This is a genomic window from Kribbella sp. NPDC023855, assembly GCF_040639475.1.
In the GTDB taxonomy this organism is placed as follows: domain Bacteria; phylum Actinomycetota; class Actinomycetes; order Propionibacteriales; family Kribbellaceae; genus Kribbella.
Map to the genome: position 1 here is coordinate 341497 of NZ_JBFAAA010000005.1, position 16447 is coordinate 357943.

Annotated in this window: 17 protein-coding genes; 10 read left to right on the forward strand and 7 right to left on the reverse strand. The window is 67.6% G+C overall.

Annotated features, from left to right (window positions below; translation table 11 throughout):
• Positions 1–109: 109 nt before the first annotated feature.
• Positions 110–679 (forward strand): helix-turn-helix domain-containing protein, encoded by a 570-nt coding sequence (locus AB0F51_RS20605; protein WP_360282143.1) that lies wholly within the window; start codon positions 110–112, stop codon positions 677–679.
• Positions 680–915: 236 nt separating this feature from the next.
• On the opposite strand, the gene sigJ is transcribed toward AB0F51_RS20605, so the two are convergent.
• Positions 916–1815 carry an RNA polymerase sigma factor SigJ gene (gene sigJ / locus AB0F51_RS20610; RefSeq protein ID WP_360282145.1) on the reverse strand — a complete coding sequence of 300 codons (900 nt, stop codon included), beginning with the start codon at positions 1813–1815 and terminating at the stop codon, positions 916–918.
• A 124-nt stretch (positions 1816–1939) separates the two neighbouring features.
• Here sigJ and AB0F51_RS20615 point away from each other — a divergent pair, with 124 nt between their 5' ends.
• From AB0F51_RS20615 to AB0F51_RS20630, 4 genes are all read left to right on the forward strand, one after another.
• Positions 1940–2416 carry a nuclear transport factor 2 family protein gene (locus tag AB0F51_RS20615; RefSeq protein WP_360282147.1) on the forward strand — a complete coding sequence of 159 codons (477 nt, stop codon included), beginning with the start codon at positions 1940–1942 and terminating at the stop codon, positions 2414–2416.
• A complete protein-coding gene (locus tag AB0F51_RS20620; RefSeq protein ID WP_360282149.1) occupies positions 2413–2937 on the forward strand; it encodes a YceI family protein in 525 nt (174 codons plus the stop codon). Before AB0F51_RS20615 ends, AB0F51_RS20620 begins: the two co-directional genes overlap by 4 nt.
• 96 nt (positions 2938–3033) lie before the next feature.
• Complete coding sequence (locus AB0F51_RS20625) at positions 3034–4032, forward strand: Gfo/Idh/MocA family oxidoreductase (protein ID WP_360282151.1); 999 nt, start codon at positions 3034–3036, stop codon at positions 4030–4032.
• Entirely contained in the window at positions 4029–5015 is a 987-nt protein-coding gene (locus tag AB0F51_RS20630) for a Gfo/Idh/MocA family oxidoreductase (protein WP_360282153.1), read from the forward strand. The genes AB0F51_RS20625 and AB0F51_RS20630 overlap by 4 nt, the downstream gene beginning before the upstream one ends.
• Here AB0F51_RS20630 and AB0F51_RS20635 read toward each other — a convergent pair.
• Genes AB0F51_RS20635 through AB0F51_RS20645 form a run of 3 tightly spaced genes read right to left on the reverse strand, consistent with a single transcriptional unit; the run spans position 5008 to position 7345 of the window.
• The gene (locus tag AB0F51_RS20635) at positions 5008–5406 is read right to left on the reverse strand and encodes an MAPEG family protein (protein WP_360282155.1); all 399 of its coding nucleotides are present in this window, start codon (positions 5404–5406) and stop codon (positions 5008–5010) included. The two genes, AB0F51_RS20630 and AB0F51_RS20635, sit on opposite strands and share 8 nt — an antisense overlap.
• Positions 5403–6383 carry a hypothetical protein gene (locus AB0F51_RS20640; protein WP_360282157.1) on the reverse strand — a complete coding sequence of 327 codons (981 nt, stop codon included), beginning with the start codon at positions 6381–6383 and terminating at the stop codon, positions 5403–5405. Before AB0F51_RS20640 ends, AB0F51_RS20635 begins: the two co-directional genes overlap by 4 nt.
• Positions 6380–7345 carry a glutamate-cysteine ligase family protein gene (locus tag AB0F51_RS20645; protein WP_360282159.1) on the reverse strand — a complete coding sequence of 322 codons (966 nt, stop codon included), beginning with the start codon at positions 7343–7345 and terminating at the stop codon, positions 6380–6382. Before AB0F51_RS20645 ends, AB0F51_RS20640 begins: the two co-directional genes overlap by 4 nt.
• 53 nt (positions 7346–7398) lie before the next feature.
• Between AB0F51_RS20645 and AB0F51_RS20650 the strand changes: the two genes are divergently transcribed.
• Positions 7399–7875 carry a MarR family winged helix-turn-helix transcriptional regulator gene (locus AB0F51_RS20650; protein WP_360282161.1) on the forward strand — a complete coding sequence of 159 codons (477 nt, stop codon included), beginning with the start codon at positions 7399–7401 and terminating at the stop codon, positions 7873–7875.
• Between the two features lie 6 nt (positions 7876–7881).
• Here the strand turns inward: AB0F51_RS20650 and AB0F51_RS20655 are convergent, their stop codons facing one another.
• Positions 7882–8538 (reverse strand): PHP domain-containing protein, encoded by a 657-nt coding sequence (locus AB0F51_RS20655; RefSeq protein ID WP_360282163.1) that lies wholly within the window; start codon positions 8536–8538, stop codon positions 7882–7884.
• A 237-nt stretch (positions 8539–8775) separates the two neighbouring features.
• Between AB0F51_RS20655 and AB0F51_RS20660 the strand changes: the two genes are divergently transcribed.
• Positions 8776–9660 carry an aminoglycoside phosphotransferase family protein gene (locus tag AB0F51_RS20660; protein WP_360282165.1) on the forward strand — a complete coding sequence of 295 codons (885 nt, stop codon included), beginning with the start codon at positions 8776–8778 and terminating at the stop codon, positions 9658–9660.
• Between the two features lie 18 nt (positions 9661–9678).
• Here AB0F51_RS20660 and AB0F51_RS20665 read toward each other — a convergent pair whose 3' ends face one another.
• Positions 9679–11619 (reverse strand): hypothetical protein, encoded by a 1941-nt coding sequence (locus AB0F51_RS20665; protein ID WP_360282167.1) that lies wholly within the window; start codon positions 11617–11619, stop codon positions 9679–9681.
• Between the two features lie 789 nt (positions 11620–12408).
• Here AB0F51_RS20665 and AB0F51_RS20670 point away from each other — a divergent pair.
• Entirely contained in the window at positions 12409–12678 is a 270-nt protein-coding gene (locus AB0F51_RS20670; protein WP_360282169.1) for a hypothetical protein, read from the forward strand.
• Between the two features lie 57 nt (positions 12679–12735).
• Positions 12736–13719, forward strand: a complete 984-nt coding sequence (locus tag AB0F51_RS20675) for an aminoglycoside phosphotransferase family protein (protein WP_360282171.1) — start codon at positions 12736–12738, stop codon at positions 13717–13719.
• 17 nt (positions 13720–13736) lie between these two features.
• On the opposite strand, the gene AB0F51_RS20680 is transcribed toward AB0F51_RS20675, so the two are convergent.
• Positions 13737–15926, reverse strand: coding sequence for a helix-turn-helix domain-containing protein (locus AB0F51_RS20680; RefSeq protein ID WP_360282173.1), 2190 nt, complete (start codon positions 15924–15926; stop codon positions 13737–13739).
• A gap of 59 nt (positions 15927–15985) precedes the next feature.
• On the opposite strand from AB0F51_RS20680, the gene AB0F51_RS20685 reads away from it, so the two are divergent.
• The gene (locus AB0F51_RS20685; protein WP_360282175.1) at positions 15986–16417 is read left to right on the forward strand and encodes an ester cyclase; all 432 of its coding nucleotides are present in this window, start codon (positions 15986–15988) and stop codon (positions 16415–16417) included.
• Positions 16418–16447 lie beyond the last annotated feature (30 nt).

Here is a 16447-nt window from a genome sequence, read left to right on the forward strand (position 1 = left end):
TTGATGGCGGCTGCTGCCAATAAAGAACGGGGATCCGGCATGCTTAAATCACCGCGTGGAGGACCTCAGGTCAGACAGCGGTACCGCGAGCCGCCGGGGACGGCCGCCGGTGAGCGAAGAGCAGCGCCGGCTCCAGCTCCTCGAGATCTCGCGCCACGCGGTCCGGCTGTTCGCAGTACAGGGCGTGGCTGCTACTTCCGGGGAGCAGATCGCACGCGCCGCGGGAGTCTCCGAACGCACCCTCTGGCGCCTCTTCGCCAGCAAGGAAAGCTGCGCCGAGCCTTTGCTCACGAAGATGGTCGACGGCTTCCAGGCCGTACTACGCGCCTGGCCGCCCGAACTCGACCTGACCGAACACCTCCGGGCCGCGTACCTGCCGCGTCTCGAGTCCGCATCCGGCGCGGAGCTGAAGGCTGCGCTGGCGGTCGTCCGGATGACGCACACCGAACCCGCCCTGCGCGCCACCTACCTGATGCTGCGAGAGCGCTCAGAAACCACCTTCGCCGAAGTCCTAGCCGCCCGAGCCGGCGTCCCACCCGACTCTCTCGAAATCCAAGTCCAAGCCGCAGCCATCAACGCCGCCCTCAAAGTAGCCACCGACCACCTAGTCCAAGCCCCCACCAAAAACCTCGCCCACTACCGCCAACTCATAACCACCGCCATCAGCCTGGTCACCTGACAGCCGGCCGATCAAGCAGTCGATGCACGAGGAGACGCACCGGACTCCTGGCCACGCGACGCGCCCGCGAGCAGGCGACGCACACGCCAGCGTGCAACGCGAGTAGCCAAGCCAGGCTCGCTGGCACGCAACGCCTTCACCAAGCGGGCGACGGAGGAGTCCGCGCCCGGGGGTGGGTGGGAGCTAGCGAACGAGGACGCGACGTAGGAGCGGCCGTCGGAGCAGGTGTGGGGTTTTTATGCCTGCCAGGGGCGGAGTTTTTCGGGGTTGCGGATTGCCCAGATGTGGGTGATGTGGTTGGCGGTGATGTCGAAGGCCAGCACGGCAGCCGTCTGGTCGTTGTCCATGACAACCAACCCGGGCTGCCCGTTGACGGTGCGTTCCACCAGTGTCAGGCCGGCGGCGCGTTCGGCCAGGTCGACGAAGTAGCGGGCGACCATCTCGCCGCCTTCGACCGGGTGGAGTGCTGCAGTCGCCAGCCCGCCACCGTCGCCGATGGCAGTGGCGCTGGGATCGAGCACACTGATCAGCGCCTTGATGTCCTTCGCTTCCCAAGCCTGCTTGAAGTTCCGCACGATCGCCGCCCGGTCCGCCGGGGGAGCCGCGGGAGCCGCCGTCGCCTCCGCGTTGCGCAGGCGGCGGCGTGCTGACGTCGCCAACTGACGGCAGGCTGCCGGAGTACGGCCGACGATGGTCGCCACTTCGGGGAACGGATAGCGGAAGACGTCGTGCAGGATGAAGGTGACGCGTTCGGCCGGGGTCATCGACTCCAGTACGACGAGGAACGCCATATTGATCGACTCGTCGAGGGTGACGCGGTCGGCCGGGTCGGTGGGCTTGGTGAGTTCGGCCTGGTCGGGCACGGGTTCCGGGATCCATTCGCCGACGTACTTCTCCCGACGCGCCCGCGCCGACCCCAGAAGATCGAGGCAGATGCGGCTCGCGACCGTGGTCAGCCACGCGCCGGGTGACTTGATCGCCTCCTGCTGCTCGCGACTCATCGCGTACCACCGCGCGTACGTCTCCTGTACGACGTCCTCCGCGTCCGCCAGCGAGCCGAGCAGCCGGTACGCGAGGTTGATCAGCTGCCGCCGCTCGCTCATGATCACGCTCAGGTTCGGGTCACCACTGGTCATCGTCGCCTCCTCAGGCTGCTCGAGAGGTCCGACGAAACGGCCGGCCGGACTGTGAGGTCATCACATCCTGGGTCGCTGTCTCGTCGGGGAGCGCATGACGACAACGAACAAGGGAGAAGACCAGATGAGCGACCTTCAGGCTACCGCCGACAGGCTCGCGATCCAGGCGCTGCCGATCGAGTTCGCGGACTCGGCGATGATGCGCGACTGGGACCGCTTCGCGGGTTTGTTCACCCAGGACGGCACGTGGCGGATGCCTCATGCGGGCATGGTGTTCACCGGCCGGGACGAGATTCGCCCCGCCATCGAGCGGCTGCAGGGGAACTGGCAGTTCTTCATTCAGACCGTCCACCTGGGCACGATCCAGCTCGACGGCGACACCGCGACCGGTCGCAGCTATGTCGAGGAGTTCGGCAACTTCAACGACGGCTCATCCCACCGCAACTACGCCCGCTACCACGACCTTTACCAGCGCACGCCCGACGGCTGGCGCTTCACCGAACGCAAATACGAGGTCCTGTACGTCGACATGACCCCACTCACCGGCTCACCGGCCAACGCCTCAACCGTCTTCGACCTCCCAGCGGGTCTGCAGGCATGACTCAGCTCAGCGAACTCACCGGCACCTACGTCCTGGACAGCACCGACAGCAAGCTCGCCTTCGTCGTACCGACCATGGTCGTGGCGAAGGTCCGTGGACAGTTCGACGAATTCGAGGGCACGGCTCAGCTCGACGGCGCCGATCCGTCGAAGTCGTCCGTCCGGGTCACCGTCCAGGCGGCCAGTGTCCAGACGTTCAACAAGCAACGTGACGATCACCTGCGCCGAAGTTTCCTGGAGACGGCCGAGCACCCCACAATGACGTTTGCCTCCACCAAGGTCGAGCGGGTGAGCAGGATGCGGTACGACGTCACCGGCGCGCTCACGATCCACGGCGTCACCAAACCGGTCACCGTGCCTTTCGAGCTGACCCGGACCGACGACCGGCTCCGGTTCACCGGCCGGCTGACGATCAACCGCAAGGACTGGGGTGTCCGGTGGATCGCGATCGGTGAGGTCGGCGGCTTCTTCGTCGGTGACCAGGTCACGCTGGAGCTGGACATCGCCGCGGTCAAGCAGTGACACCGCGACGCTGACACTCCGGTCCGGCTGTCCTCCGGCACCGTCCGCAGTACGGTGGAGCGCGACCGAGAAATCGATTGCGCTGGAGGATGACCGGTGGCGAAACCGCTCAAACTCGCGGTTCTGGGGTTCTGGCACGTTCACGCGAAGGACTACGCACGGCAAGCTCAGGAACATCCCGGCACGGAACTCGTCGCGGTCTGGGACGACGACGCGGAGCTCGGACAGGCGGGTGCGGACCAGTTCGGCGTCCCGTACACGAACGACCTCGGCGCGCTGCTGGACCGCACCGACCTCGACGGCGTCATCGTCACGACCGCTACGGACGTGCACCGCGACATCATGGTCCAGGCGGCCGCGGCGGGGAAGCACATCTTCACCGAGAAGTTGCTCGCGCCAACTGTTGCCGAGGCCAACGAGATCGTTGCCGCCGCCGATGATGCGGGCGTCGAGCTGGTGGTCTCGTTGCCCCGGCTCGCTCATGGCTACACGCAGGCGATTTGGGAGGTGATCGCTAGCGGTGAGCTCGGACAGCTCACCTACGGCCGGGTGCGGCTGTCGCACGACGGCGCCATTCCGCGAGATGGCGCCGAAGGCTGGCTGCCGCAGCGGTTCTTCGATCCGAAGGCCGCCATCGGCGGCGCACTGACCGACCTCGGCTGCCACCCGGTCTACCTGCTGCAACTGTTCCTCGGCGCCGATCCGGAGACGGTCAGCGCGACCTATCGGTCCGTGGCAGGTCGTGGGCTCGAAGACAACGCCGTCGTCACCGTCGGCTACGCGGACCAGAAGATCGGCGTGATCGAGGCCGGGTTCGCCAGTCCGAATCCCTTCACCATCGAGCTTTTCGGCACCGACAACACGCTGACCTACACGGACGACGGCAACGTAATACGGGTTGGAGGCAAGCAGTTGCCAGTGCCCGACCATGGCAAGGACCCCTTTGCCCAGTGGGTCGACCACATCACCGAGGGAACCCGAGCCGACGACAACCTGGCCCGCGCTGTCGAACTGACCCGCTTGGTCGTCGCAGCCAACGAGGCGGCCTCCCACGGCAAAACCGTTGCCTACGAAGGGCAGGAGATCGACAGATGATCAAGGTCGGACTCATCGGCGGCGGTGGCATCGCCGGCGCCCACATTCGCGGCTATCAGGAGCACGCCGCGAAGATCGGCATCACCGCCGTGGCCGACGCGGTGGAGCAGACGGCTGTTGACCGCGGCCACGAGCTGGGCGCGACGGCGTACACGGACTATGGCTTGATGCTCGAGAGTGAGGAGCTCGATGCCGTCGACATCTGCCTGCCGCACCACCTGCACAAGGACGCGATCGTCGCGGCGGCGGAGGCGGGCAAGCACATCCTCTGCGAGAAGCCGTTGTGCCTGTCGGTGGACGAAGCGACGCAGGTGCGAGCGGCGGTCAGTGCCAACGGCGTGACGTTGATGTGCGCGCACAACCAGCTGTTCATGCCGGCAGTGGCCAAGGCGAAGGAGCTGCTGGAGGCGGGACTCCTCGGCACCGTGTACGAGGTGCGGACCACCGACAGCTTCTACAACGACTTCGATCCGGCGAACATGGGCTGGCGGGCGAGCAGCAAGACGAGTGGCGGTGGCGAGCTGATCGACACCGGGTACCACCCGACGTACCTGATGCTGCATCTGGCCGGTGCCCTGCCGGTCGAGGCGACCGCGATGTTGTCCACGCACCGGCTGAAGTTCATGGAGGGCGAGGATTCCGCCCAGGTGCTGATCAGGTTCGACAACGGCGTCATCGGGCAGCTGGTGACCAGTTGGGCTTACGAGCCGGCGCCGGGTACCGAGCGCTTCTCGGTGGTCGGCGAGTTGGGGTCGCTCCGGAGCGATGGCAATAGTCTGACCACGTTGCTCCGGTCCGGCGAGACCGAGACGTACGAGCTGGATCCCGTCGACACCTTTGCCGCCGAGATCGGCCATTTCGCCGACTCCCTGCTCGGCAAGACCCGCCCCCTCCACACGGAGGAGGAGGGCATCGCCGTACTGGGAATTCTGCTGGCCGCCTACGAAGGTGCCCGGACGAAGACCATCGCCCCGATCAGATGACCGCAATGGCCGTGACGCCCAGCGTGATACCGACGAGATAGGTGCCGAGGGCACCGATATCGCGGAGCGGGCCGTGCGCGGCGAGCGTCTGGGACCGGAGCATGCCGACGGCGTGCGTGGTCCGTACGGCGAGAGCCGCGACGGCCAGCGCCTCGACCCACCAACTGCTGGACAACGCCGAGCAGACCAGCAGCAGCACGATCAGCGTTGGGACGTACTCCGCTGCGTTGCCGTGCGCGCGGATGGCGATCAGCAGCCGATCGGTGGGGTCGGTCGAGGCCTGGTCGCCGCCGTTCTTGCCGCGGATCACGCGATGGCGGGTGACGTTGGCGCCGAGCAGGAACAGCAGCACGCCCATCAGGGCGATGCAGACGATCGTGACGGTACTCATCGGAGAACTCCTTCGTACTGATGGGTTGATGCGGCGAGACGGTGGACCATCGCCTGGCTGAGCTCGGTGCCCAGCAGCGCGTCGGTCTTGTGCATACCACCCGGACACGTCACGTTGACCTCGATCAGCCGGCCGCCGATGACGTCCAAGCCGGCCAGTGCGATGCCGTGCCGGAGCAGGTGCGGGCGGAGCGCGGCGACGATCGCCCGGTCGGCGTCGTCGATGTCCGCGGGCGCGATCGGCGGGCCGATCCGGAAGTCGTCCGCGCACGGCCGGCGGAGTACCGCGCCGACGACTTCGGCGTCGAGCAGGAAAAGCCGTTTGTTGCCGTGTTCAACGGCTGGGAGGTACTGCTGAGCGATCACCTGCCGACGGCCGCCGTGGGTGGCCGATTCGAGCAACGAGATCGCGGTGTGGTTGTTGCCGACCAGCCAGACGTCGAGGCCGGCGAAGCCGTCGACGGGTTTGACGACCGCCGTACCGACGGTTGCGACGAAGTCGCGCAGGGCGGCGAGGTCGGCGCCGACGTACGTCGGTGGGCAGAGCTCGGGGAAGCGCAGGGCGATGAGCTTCTCGTGCAAGGCCCGGATTCCTTCGGGGCGGTTGATCACGCGAGTGCCGGCTTCCTCGGCGAGGTCGAGCAGGTACGTCGTGTGGAGGTAGCGCTCGTCGACCGGCGGGTCGATGCGCAGGTGCACCAGGTCGAACGCGCCGATGCCGATGACCTCGGTGCCGAGTTCGTCGAACCAGGTCGGATCGATGATCCAGCGGTGGTCGCCACCGGCCGGGCGCCGCCGCGGCCGGAGTTGGAGCCGATGAGCGCGGACCTGAAGCTTGCCGTCGGCAACGGCGAGCTCGGCGGGGTCGCAGTACCAGACGTCGAATCCGAGGTCCTGGGTCGCGACCATCAGGCCGATGGTGGCGTCGATGTCGGCCCGCAGGCCGGTGAGTGGGTCGGTGACGAACAGGACGTTCATGCGACCAGCTCCAAGTCGGGTAGCAGTTCGCGACCGCGATCAGCGGTGGCTTGGTCACCCATCGCGGCCGCGCGCCAGTGCTCGGCCAGGCGCGGAAGCTCGGGGCCGAGTTCCTGGAGGGTCCGCCGGCGTCGGTCGTCGTCGTACATCAGGGCTGACAGGGCTGTGACGACGTTGCCGACAGCGGCGGGTTCTTGGGCGTCGAGGAAACGGACTTCGAGGTACGTCGTGCGGGGGCGGACAGGCGGGAAGAGCATGGTCAGGTGGTCGGCCGGGCCTTGAGTGGTGAGAACCGCGGCGCCGGCGGCGAATTCGGTGTACGCCGAGATCGGGTCGCCCCGCAGCAGCCGGTCGTCGAAGCCGGTCCGGGCTGGGTCGAGGTCGAGCCAGGCGGAGAGCCGTCCCTCTCGGCCTTCGCTCCGCGCGAACCTCGCGGCCAGGAACGGGCCGGCCAGGTTGATGACTTGCCACTGCTCCGCGCCAGCTTGGCCCGGCCACCAGTCCAGGCACACCTGGGTTGAGGCGGTGCGGCGCATCATCCGCCGGCCGGCTGGGCCGATGGCGTCGAAGTGGCGATGCATTGCGACGTACCGCGGAGTTGTGAGCTGCAGGGGAACCTCGTGTTCGAGTCGCGGGTCACAGGGGAGTGCGTCGAGGCGGATCCCTTCCTTGGCGAGGTGCTGCGCGAGGTCGTCGGTGAGGGCGCAGAGGGTGCTCGTCAACGTGGCCGAGTCGGGGGCGCACGGCAGGCTCAGCTCGAGCTGGCCGCCCGGTTCGAAGGCGAGGTAGGGGAGCGCGTACGCCGTACCGGCTGCTCGGCGTACTCGGTCGATCGGTACGACGGCGCCTGTCGCGATGTCGGCGACCAGGAACTCCTGCTCGACGGCGACCCGGGTGGTCCGGTGGCGGCCTTTCGCGAACAGGCTGGCCACAAGTGGGCGTAGCTCCTGGGTCTTCATCATTCCCCCTGATACTGTAAGGATTCCTGTCGAAATATTGAAAGGAATCCTTACGGATGTCAAGGGTTGAACTGCCCCGGCTCGGCGAGAAGCCCCTGATCGCGCTGGTCGACCGGGCGAACCGGGCACTGCAGGCCGACATGGTGCGGACCGCGCATCTGCGCGGCCACCCGGTGGTGAAGCCGGCCCACAACTCCGTCTTCGGCACGCTGGCCGAGGAGGGCTCCCGCGCGAGCGACATGGCGGCCCGCGCCGGGATCACCCGGCAGTCGATGGGCGAGATCATCCGCGAGATGGTCGACCTGGGCATCCTCGAAATGCGTCCGGACCCAGAGGACCGGCGCGCCAAGCTGGTCACCTACACCGACCACGGCCGCCGGGTAGCCCGCGACGGCTACCTGCACCTGAGTGAGTTGGAGCAACGCTTTGCGGAGGAGTTCGGCGCCACGGAGTACGCCGCGGCCCGCGAGATCCTCGGCCAAATCGCCCCTCTCCTCGACCAATGGACCACCGAAGAGGCAGGCGCCCGCTAGCCGACGCTAGCCGGTCCGGGGTGCGAGCAGCCAGGGGTCTCCGGGTTTGCGGTCTGGGCGGAAGCCGTGAGCTGAGGCCGAGGCGGCTGCGTCGGCGAGGCCTGTGGCTAAGGTGCCAGGTGTGTGGGCGTCGCTGCCGAAGGTGACGCGGCGGCCGCCTTCCTCGCGCCACCAGCCGAGGATCGTCGGATGCAGCGGCAGCCGGGTGTTGATCTCGAGCGCCCGGTCGCCATCGGCCAAGGCCCTGAGCGCCATGCGTAGTCCGTCTTCGAAGTCGGCCGGTTCGAACGGCTCGGCCTCGGCGGGCCAGGACCGGATCGGGTAGTCGATGTGGCCGAACACCTCGAACTGGTCGGACCCAGCCACCATTCTCGGGATCTCCGTGAGGTACTCGCGCAGGATCTCGTCGGCCGGGTGATGCGGATACAGCTCCCACGGTTCGGCGTACTCGGTGCCGTCGAGCAGGCAGTGCAATGAGCCGATCAGTCGATCAAAGTTGCCCTTAGCAAGCAGTTTGGTGAGTTCTGGGCCGTGGAGGTGCGGCTGGCCGATCTCCATGCCGGTGAGGATTCTCAACTCCGGATACTTCGAGCGGCAGCGTTCCACCGACTCCAGATAGCCGGCGGCATCGAGTTCGGCGGCGACGAGCGTTCCGTCCGTCACCAGGCCGCCGAACTGCTCGACCAGGAAACCGGCCCCGGAACGGGGTGAAGTCGACGTGCTCGGTGAAAATGGAGGGAAGGCCGAGGGCGACGGCTCGTGCGCAGGTGGCGTCCATCGAGCCGTGGTCGGCGTCCCAGGATCATTCGCTGTGGACATGACCGTCGCCGGGGAGCTCCATGCCCAAGCATTCTGCCCGCTCCGGGGCGTGGTTGTCGGCTGTGGGTAGGTTGCCTGGTTATGGATTTGGTTGCGGTTGATGAGGAGTTGGTGCGCGGGTTGCTCGAGGAGCAGCATCCGGATCTTGCTGGGCTGGAGATCCGGGAGGTGGATGGTGGTTGGGGCAACCAGATGTGGCGGCTGGGGGACGAGTTCGCCGTACGGATTCCGCGGATGGAAGGTGCTCCCGAGTTGTTGCGCACTGAGTGGCAGTGGCTGCCTTTGCTGGCTCGGCGGCTGCCGTTGCCGGTCCCTGTGCCGGTGCGTGCCGGTGAGCCGTCCGAGCGGTTTCCGTGGACGTGGCACGTCGTCAGCTGGGTCCCCGGCGAGCCGGCCGACCGTACGCCGATCGATCGCGCCGAGTCCGCCGAGACTTTGGCCCATTTCCTCCGGGCAATGCACACCGATGCTCCTGCTGACGCACCCATCAGTCCCACGCGCAGCGTCCCGTTGAGCGAACTCGGCATCGAGCACTGGTTCCCATTGGCCGGCGCTGGCGATGCTCCCGAAGTACGCCGGATCTGGGAGGCGGCGGTGGCTGCTCCTGCGTGGACGGGCCCCGCGCTGTGGTTGCACGGCGATCTTCATCCCGCGAACGTGGTCGTCACCGACGGCGCGCTGTCCGGCGTGATCGACTTCGGGGAGATCTGCGCGGGCGATCCGGCGGTTGATCTGTCCGCGGCCTGGGTGTTGCTCCCCGAGGGTGCGGCCGAGCGATTCTTCTCGGCGTACGGCGAAGTGGACGAGGCGACGATGCAGCGGTCGCTCGGGTGGGCTGTGCTGAAGTCGCTGTTCCTGCTCGCGATGGGCCGGAACGGAGAGGAAGGACTGCCGGGTGGCAAGAAGGCCTGGGGGCCGGCGGGCCGCGCAGCCCTCGCTCGCGTCCTCGACCACGCTGGCCGTTGACCCAAGGACCGATCGGTCTTAGGCGTTCTCGCCGATGCCCTCCGTGTCGCCCACCACATCGACGGATAGCGGTTCGGCTCCTGACGTTGCTGGGCCGGGCTCGTCGTCGGTACGGCCGACCTCGAAGTGATCGATCAGCCGTGGCTCCAGCTTCGTTTCGGTGACGCGGGTCTTCGGGTGACTCGCGGACGGCACCTGGTCGAGGCCGATGACGTCCACGGAGACCCGGTCGTCGGAGAACGTGAGGCGGAGCAGGCTCTTGTACTTCGTCGAACGCGTCGAGGCGAAGGCCTCGGTCTCGTGATAGCCGAACCAGTCGCTGACGATCAGGTAGAGCGTGAACACCAGGGTCCCGAAGACCACGAACGGCAGGTAAGCCAGCAGCAGCCAGGCCGGCCGGCCACTGCCGTGGAACTCCCACACGACCCACGCGACCACCGCTATCCCGAGCAGATGGACCGCGGTATGCGCGAGGGCCGCGATCCCCACCTTGATCAGGCGGAACGCCCACGACCGGCCTCTTTGACGACCGCGGATTCCGGTCAGCGCGTACGAGTAGGTGAGGCCGGCGAGGACGAGACAGGCAATGATCGAAGGCCAGCGCACGACGTCGTTGAGCGGACGACCCGCCACCGTCCAGAACACGCACGTGACGAGAGCACCGATGACGGCCGGCAGCCCGGGGCCGTTGTGCAACCCCATCTTCCAGATGTCGCGGCGCATTCGCTTCGACTCGTGCTCGCTCGGGTAGACGGTGCACTGCTCGTACCGCGTCACCGGCCGGGCGGCGTCCTGCTTCTGCCGGCCCCAGGGCACCGACAGGCGCGACTTCAGATGGTGAGTGGGTGACGTGAACGCCCCACCACCGCCGCAGGTGACCAACTCGGGACCCGGGATCCAGCTCAGGTTGTCGCCTGCGGCCGACTTGGTCTCGGTCGGTTGCTGCTCGAGTGCGGCGTACCGGGCGTAGTGATGCTTGTCCCCGGTCACGATCATCCGGAGCCGGCGGTCCTCCGGCTGCCCGAGGTAGCGGCGGCGGAAGTTCACCATCGTGCTGAGCGGCGACTCGCGCTCGAAGTCCGGTGGGCTCTCCCCTTCGGCTTCCAGCCAGCTCGGAGTGGACGTGCACAGTACGACGCCGTGGTCGGGCTCCACCTTGTCCTTGGCCGCATCGAAGTACGCCAGCTGACCAGGATCGATCGGGGCGTTGAGTTGCGAGTCGACACCCCAGATCCACCACTTCGGGTGCACCCGGATCGCGAAGTAGCTGCGGGACTGGATCGTGGTCCAACCGCCGGCGGTCTCGCGTTCCTTGGTTGCCTCGTCGGGCTCGTAGCAACCGACCGGAGTCAGGCCGGCCGGATCGACCGTGTCGGTCATCCGGGTCCAGGATTCACAGAAGGTGCGGCGGAACGAGGAAAGGCCGTCGTACCAGTCGTGGTTCCCGGGGAGGGCCAGCACAGGGGGACCGTGGAGGGGCGTTTTGGGATTGACGAACTGCGGGTAGCAGAGGCGGGCGGCTCGGAACACGGAGGTGAAACGACGCTGGTACGCCTCGGCGCTGGCGACTGGGTAGACCTCGTCACCGCCTAGGACGAGGAGGTCGGCCGGGCCGAGATCCGCCTCGGAGGGATCCGTCGACTGGCCGCTGGTCAGGAGCCGGGCGATGGCGAAGGTCGCGCTGAACCCGTCACCGGTGTCCGCGGTGAAGTCGACTCGTACCGGCTCTTTGTGCTGCTGCGGCGTCAAGGCGTAGATGCCGGCTGGCGCGGTCCCCATCACGTCGCGTTTGTCGGCGAAGCGCGCGAAAACCGTCGCGGTCGCTACTTCCTGCGCGGTCCGCACCAGCTGCCCGAGTGAAAGCCACCGCACAGCGGGCTCACCGAAGCGGCCCTTGTGCTCCCTGACTTCAGCAACCACCCGAGGATCCGGCGGAACTTCCACCTCTGGATCCGGCATGACGCGCCCCCCAAGGCCAAGAATCCGAACACCGTCGGTGACCATCATGACGCTCTCAGGGCACAAGGACCAGAGCGGAGGAATACCCCACGCCGGCTCCTGCGGTCGCTCCTGCGTCGCGCCCTTCGTTCGCTTGCTCCCGCCCGCCCTGTGGCGCGGGCTCCTCCGTCGCCCGCTTGGTGAAGGCGTGGTGGTGAGGCGCCTTCGTTGGGTCCCGGGGTGGTTGGGTTTCCCCACGCTGGCTCCTGCGGTCGCTCCTGCGTCGCGACCTTCGTTCGCTTGCTCCCGCCCACCCTGGGGCGCGTGCTCCTCCGTCGCCCGCTTGGTGAAGGCGTGGTGGCGGGCAACACTCGGGGGGTGCAGTGCCGGGGGTTACCCACGCTGGAGCTGATGTGGTTGGCGCCGGGAGGGTGGGCTGACCTTGGTCCCACTGCGGAGGTGTTGGAACGCTGACAGGCAGTGGGCTCGACGACAAGCTCATTCGTGGTGTCGCGCAGGCTCCTGCGTCGCCGCTTGGTGAAGGCTGATGAGGGCGCCTTCGCGGGGTGGAGTGCCGGGCACGCTGGAACCGCGGTGGTTGGCGCCGTTGTCGGGCGGGTGAACTGACCTTGGTCGCACTGCGCAGGTGCTGGCCGGCGCCAATCCCTTGCCTTGGGCAACATTGGTTGCTTGGGCAGGCTGGCGCCTGAGCTGGTTGGTCCCGCCAGCCTGGAACTTGTCTGGGCAGAAGAACAGCTGCGGGAGCATTTCGTGCTTGACGTCGGCTGGCGGTGTGGCAGCATTCGCTGCGTGTCCAAGGACCGGTTGTTCGGCTGGCTCTACTCGATGACCACCAAAAAGCATCGCTCGGAGGGTCTGCGAGTCTTCGCGGCTTTTGCCCTGTTGCCGCCTACTGCCTTCACGGTCCCCGTCACGATCATCATCGACTATCTCCGGCCGTCACCGAACCTGGAGTTGTTCGCCGTCGTCTACGCGGTCCTCCTGCTCGTCGGCGTCCTGGCGTCAACCGCCCTCGCAGCCTGGGTCTCGGTGAGTGCCCGACGAGTACTGCACAGGTGAACTGCAGGTTGGTTGGAAACCTGTCGCGGCAGGCCTCTGGCGAATAGGGTCGCGCTCATGACCGACAGTGGCTGGGCTACCGATCCGGTGTTGCGGAGGACGTTGGTGGCTGCTGGGTTGCCGGTGGTCGGGCGCTTTGTTTCGAAGGGCGGCTGGGTTAGTCGCGTGTGGGTCGGCGACGAGTACGTCGTACGGCTGAACAGCAACGAACGCTTCCGGGACGCGTATCGCCATGAGGCTGCGGTCGTTGGGCTGCTTGCCGGCAGCGAGGTGCCGCATGCCCGGCGGCTCGCGCACGGCGACGGGCCGGATGGGCCGTGGTACATCTCCGAACGACTGCCCGGCCGGACCCTGTACGACGCGTGGCCGGGGGCGGACTCGCATACGCGCCAAGCGATGATCGAAAGCCTCGGCGCTGCGTTGCGCGCACTTCATCGCGTTCCTGTCCCGGCCGGCCTGCTGCCGCCCTGGCTTGCCGACGCCCTCGCCGGTAAGCCGTGGCCTGCGTTCCACCCACCCGTGGTGAGCGCGACGCTCCAGCAGGTCGAGGCTGCCCGGCGACTGCCCAGCAATGACTCGCGCCTGCTCGCGGATGTCGCCGATTGGGTCCAGGAGCGGCTGGCGTTGTTTGCCACCGACGTACCGGTCCTTGTCCATGGTGATCTCCATGGATCCAACGTGATCGTCGACCAAGGACGCGTCACCGGGATCATCGACTTCGCGGAGGCGTTGGCTCAGCCGGCGGATGTCGAGCTCGATACCATCCTGCGCTGGTGCGCGAGGGCGCGAGAATACCCACCCACACCCGACGAACAAGGCCTCGCCGAGACCACACTCGCAGAGGTCCCCGGATGGCTGCACAGCGCGTATCCGGAGCTGTTCGAGCGCGAGCAGCTGCGCGAGCGGTTGAACTTCTACGACATGTACGGCGAGCTCGCGCTCTACGCCCACCATCCCCAGCCCGAAATCCGCAAAGCGGCGCAGCACCGCATCGCTCGCCTGCTCTCCGGCCATAACCACCTAGACGGCCTCGCCTGGTAGCAGCCGCCGCCAGGGACTCAACTGCTGGCGCGGTGCACTGCCGGGTGGGTCGGCGTGCCGCGGAACCGGTGGCTCAGGAGGACGTCGAGAGGGTGAGGGAGGACGCCGAGGTGCTGGCGTAGGTCGGCGGCGTCGTGGGTGAGGTCTCTGGCTCGCTCGTGGTCACCGCGCACGGCTGCTACCCAGCTGAGGCCGTCCAGGCTTTCGGCCATACCCCACTCGGTGCTTCCGTGTTCGTCGAGCAGCTCGGCCGCAAACAGCTGCTCGGCGCGTTCCAACTGACCGTTGACGAGCGCCGCGGCGCCTAGGTGCCGGTTTGCGCGATACAGGTAGGTCTGGTCGCCGAGCTCGGCGTACTGATGGGCCGCGTCGACGAAACGCCCCTCGGCCGCGGAGACATCTCCAGCGCACAGTTCGGCGATGCCGGTGTTGAGGGCCGAGGTCGCGATCAACCAGGGCTCGCGCGCTCCGCTCAGAGCCTGCTGCGCCTGGATGAACGCGGCCCGTGCCGCCTCGAAGTCGCCCGCGGCCAGGTCGGTCAGGCCGTGCAGGGTGAGCGCGTTGCGACGATGTACTGCGTCCTTGGTGTCGTCGGCGAGCTGCAGGAGTTCCTCGCCGTACGCACCTGTCCGCTCGACGTCTCTCTGGTGGAATGCGAGCCATCCCGCGCCCCAGAGCGCCTTGGCGCGGTCCGCGGCGGTCCCGTCGCCGGCAGCCAGCGCGTCAGCCAGCCATTGACGGCCCTCCGTAAGCCCGCCCCGCCACAGCCAGAACATCCAGAGCGAGGCAGCCAAGGACAGCGCCTGCGACGGCGCGTTGGTGAGCAGCCAGCGCTGTGCGGCGCGCAGATTCGGCAGCTCGGCATCGAGTCGCAGCTGGGCCGCGCCCTGTTCGGTTGTCCTGAGCAACGGTTCGAGCTCGCGGACGAGGCGAAGAAAGTCGTTGGCATGCTGGGCCCGGAAGGTGGCCGTTTCGCCGTGTGCCGCCGCTTCGCGAACGGCGTACTCACGGACCAGGTCCAGCATCTCGTACCTCGTCCCGCAGGTGGTGTCAGTCGAGGCGGTCACCAGGCTGTGATCGAGCAGCGTGGCCAGTGCGTCGAGCGGCTCGGCCTGTTCGAGGGTCCAGCCGGAGAAGACGGAGAGGCGGCGCATCAGCGACTGTGCCGCCGGATCCAGGAGGTGGTAGCTCCAGGCAACGGTCGCCTGGATGGACTGCTGACGGCGCGGGAGATCAGCCGGGCCACGTTCCAGTACTTCGTTGCCATCGTCAAGCTGTCGGCTCAGATCTGCTAGCGAGAGGTGGCGGGTCCGGGCGGCGGCCAGCTCGATGGCCAGCGGCAGGCCGTCCAGGCGTTCGCACAGCCGGGCGATCAAGTCCTTGTCGATGGTCAGCCGGCGGTTGGCCGCGAGCGCGCGATCGATGAACAGTCCGGCGGCCGCCACGGACAGGGGGCCGAGGACGAACTCGTGCTCACCACTGATCCGCAACCGGGCCCGGCTGGTGACCAGCACCGTGAGCCCTGCGCAGCAATCCAGGAGCGCGGCCAGCTCCGTTGCCGCCGGGAGCAGATGCTCGAACGTGTCCAGGACGAGGAGAGTGCGCCGGGCCCGGAGCGCCTTGGGCAACTCCGTCGGCCTGGTACCGACGGAGCGGGCGATCGTTGCCATCACCAACGACGGATCGCCGACATCGCCGAGCTGCACCCAGTGCACAGCCGTGAAATTCGATCCGCAGGCACGTACGGTTTCGAGCGCCAGCCGGGTCTTCCCCACGCCACCCGGGCCGGTGACCGTGACCAGGATCGGCGGATCCGCTGCCAGCTGCTCGCTCAACTCACCGATCTCATGTTGACGGCCGAAGAAGACCGTCCTGGGCGCAGGCAGGAGGCTGGCCGGGCTCGCCGCGGCGGGCAGCCCGCGCGCGGTCCGCTCGAAGGTACTGCGTTCCGCGGCCGACAGCTCCAGCGCCACCGCCAGTTGCCGGGCCGTTACGGGATAGACGCGCCGTCGTACGCCGCGCTCGATGTCGCTGACCGCGCGGACGCTGATGCCGGCCCGCTCGGCCAGCTCCTCCTGGGTGAGCCCGGCGCGCGACCGCAGACGGCGCAGCTCGGCGGCCAGTTCCGCACCGCTCACACCGACCACCTCCCGGGGGTCGAACTCGCTCGCCGACTCGGTGGGACAAGTCGGTGGGTCAGTCGTCATGGTCGCGGAGTCTCGGACGGACCACGCTGACAAGGTCCGATCGACCAAGGAGGCACCCGATGTCCACCGAGAACAACAAACTACTCGTCCGCCGTCTGTACGACGAGGTCCTCAACCTGCAGCAGCCCGACACCGTGGCTGAGCTCGCGACACCTGACTATGTCGAACACGACCCGCTCCCCGGGCAAGGCGACGGCCGAAGCGGCCTCGCCGAGCGTGTCCGGATGCTGATCTCCGCCTTCGCCCCGCGCTTCGAGATCCACGACCTGCTCGCTGAGGGTGACCGTGTCGTCGTCCGCTGGACCAACACCGGCACCCACGTGGGTGCCTTCGCCGGCATCCCACCGACCGGACGCTCGTTCCAGATTCCCGGTATCGACATCTACCGCGTGGAGAACGCCCACCTCGCCGAGCACTGGCACGTCATCGACCAGCTCGCGCTGCTCCAGCAACTCGGCGTACTCCCCACCTTCGACAACACCTCTGCCTGACCAGGCTGCCACGCTGTGTGGCTGCAACGT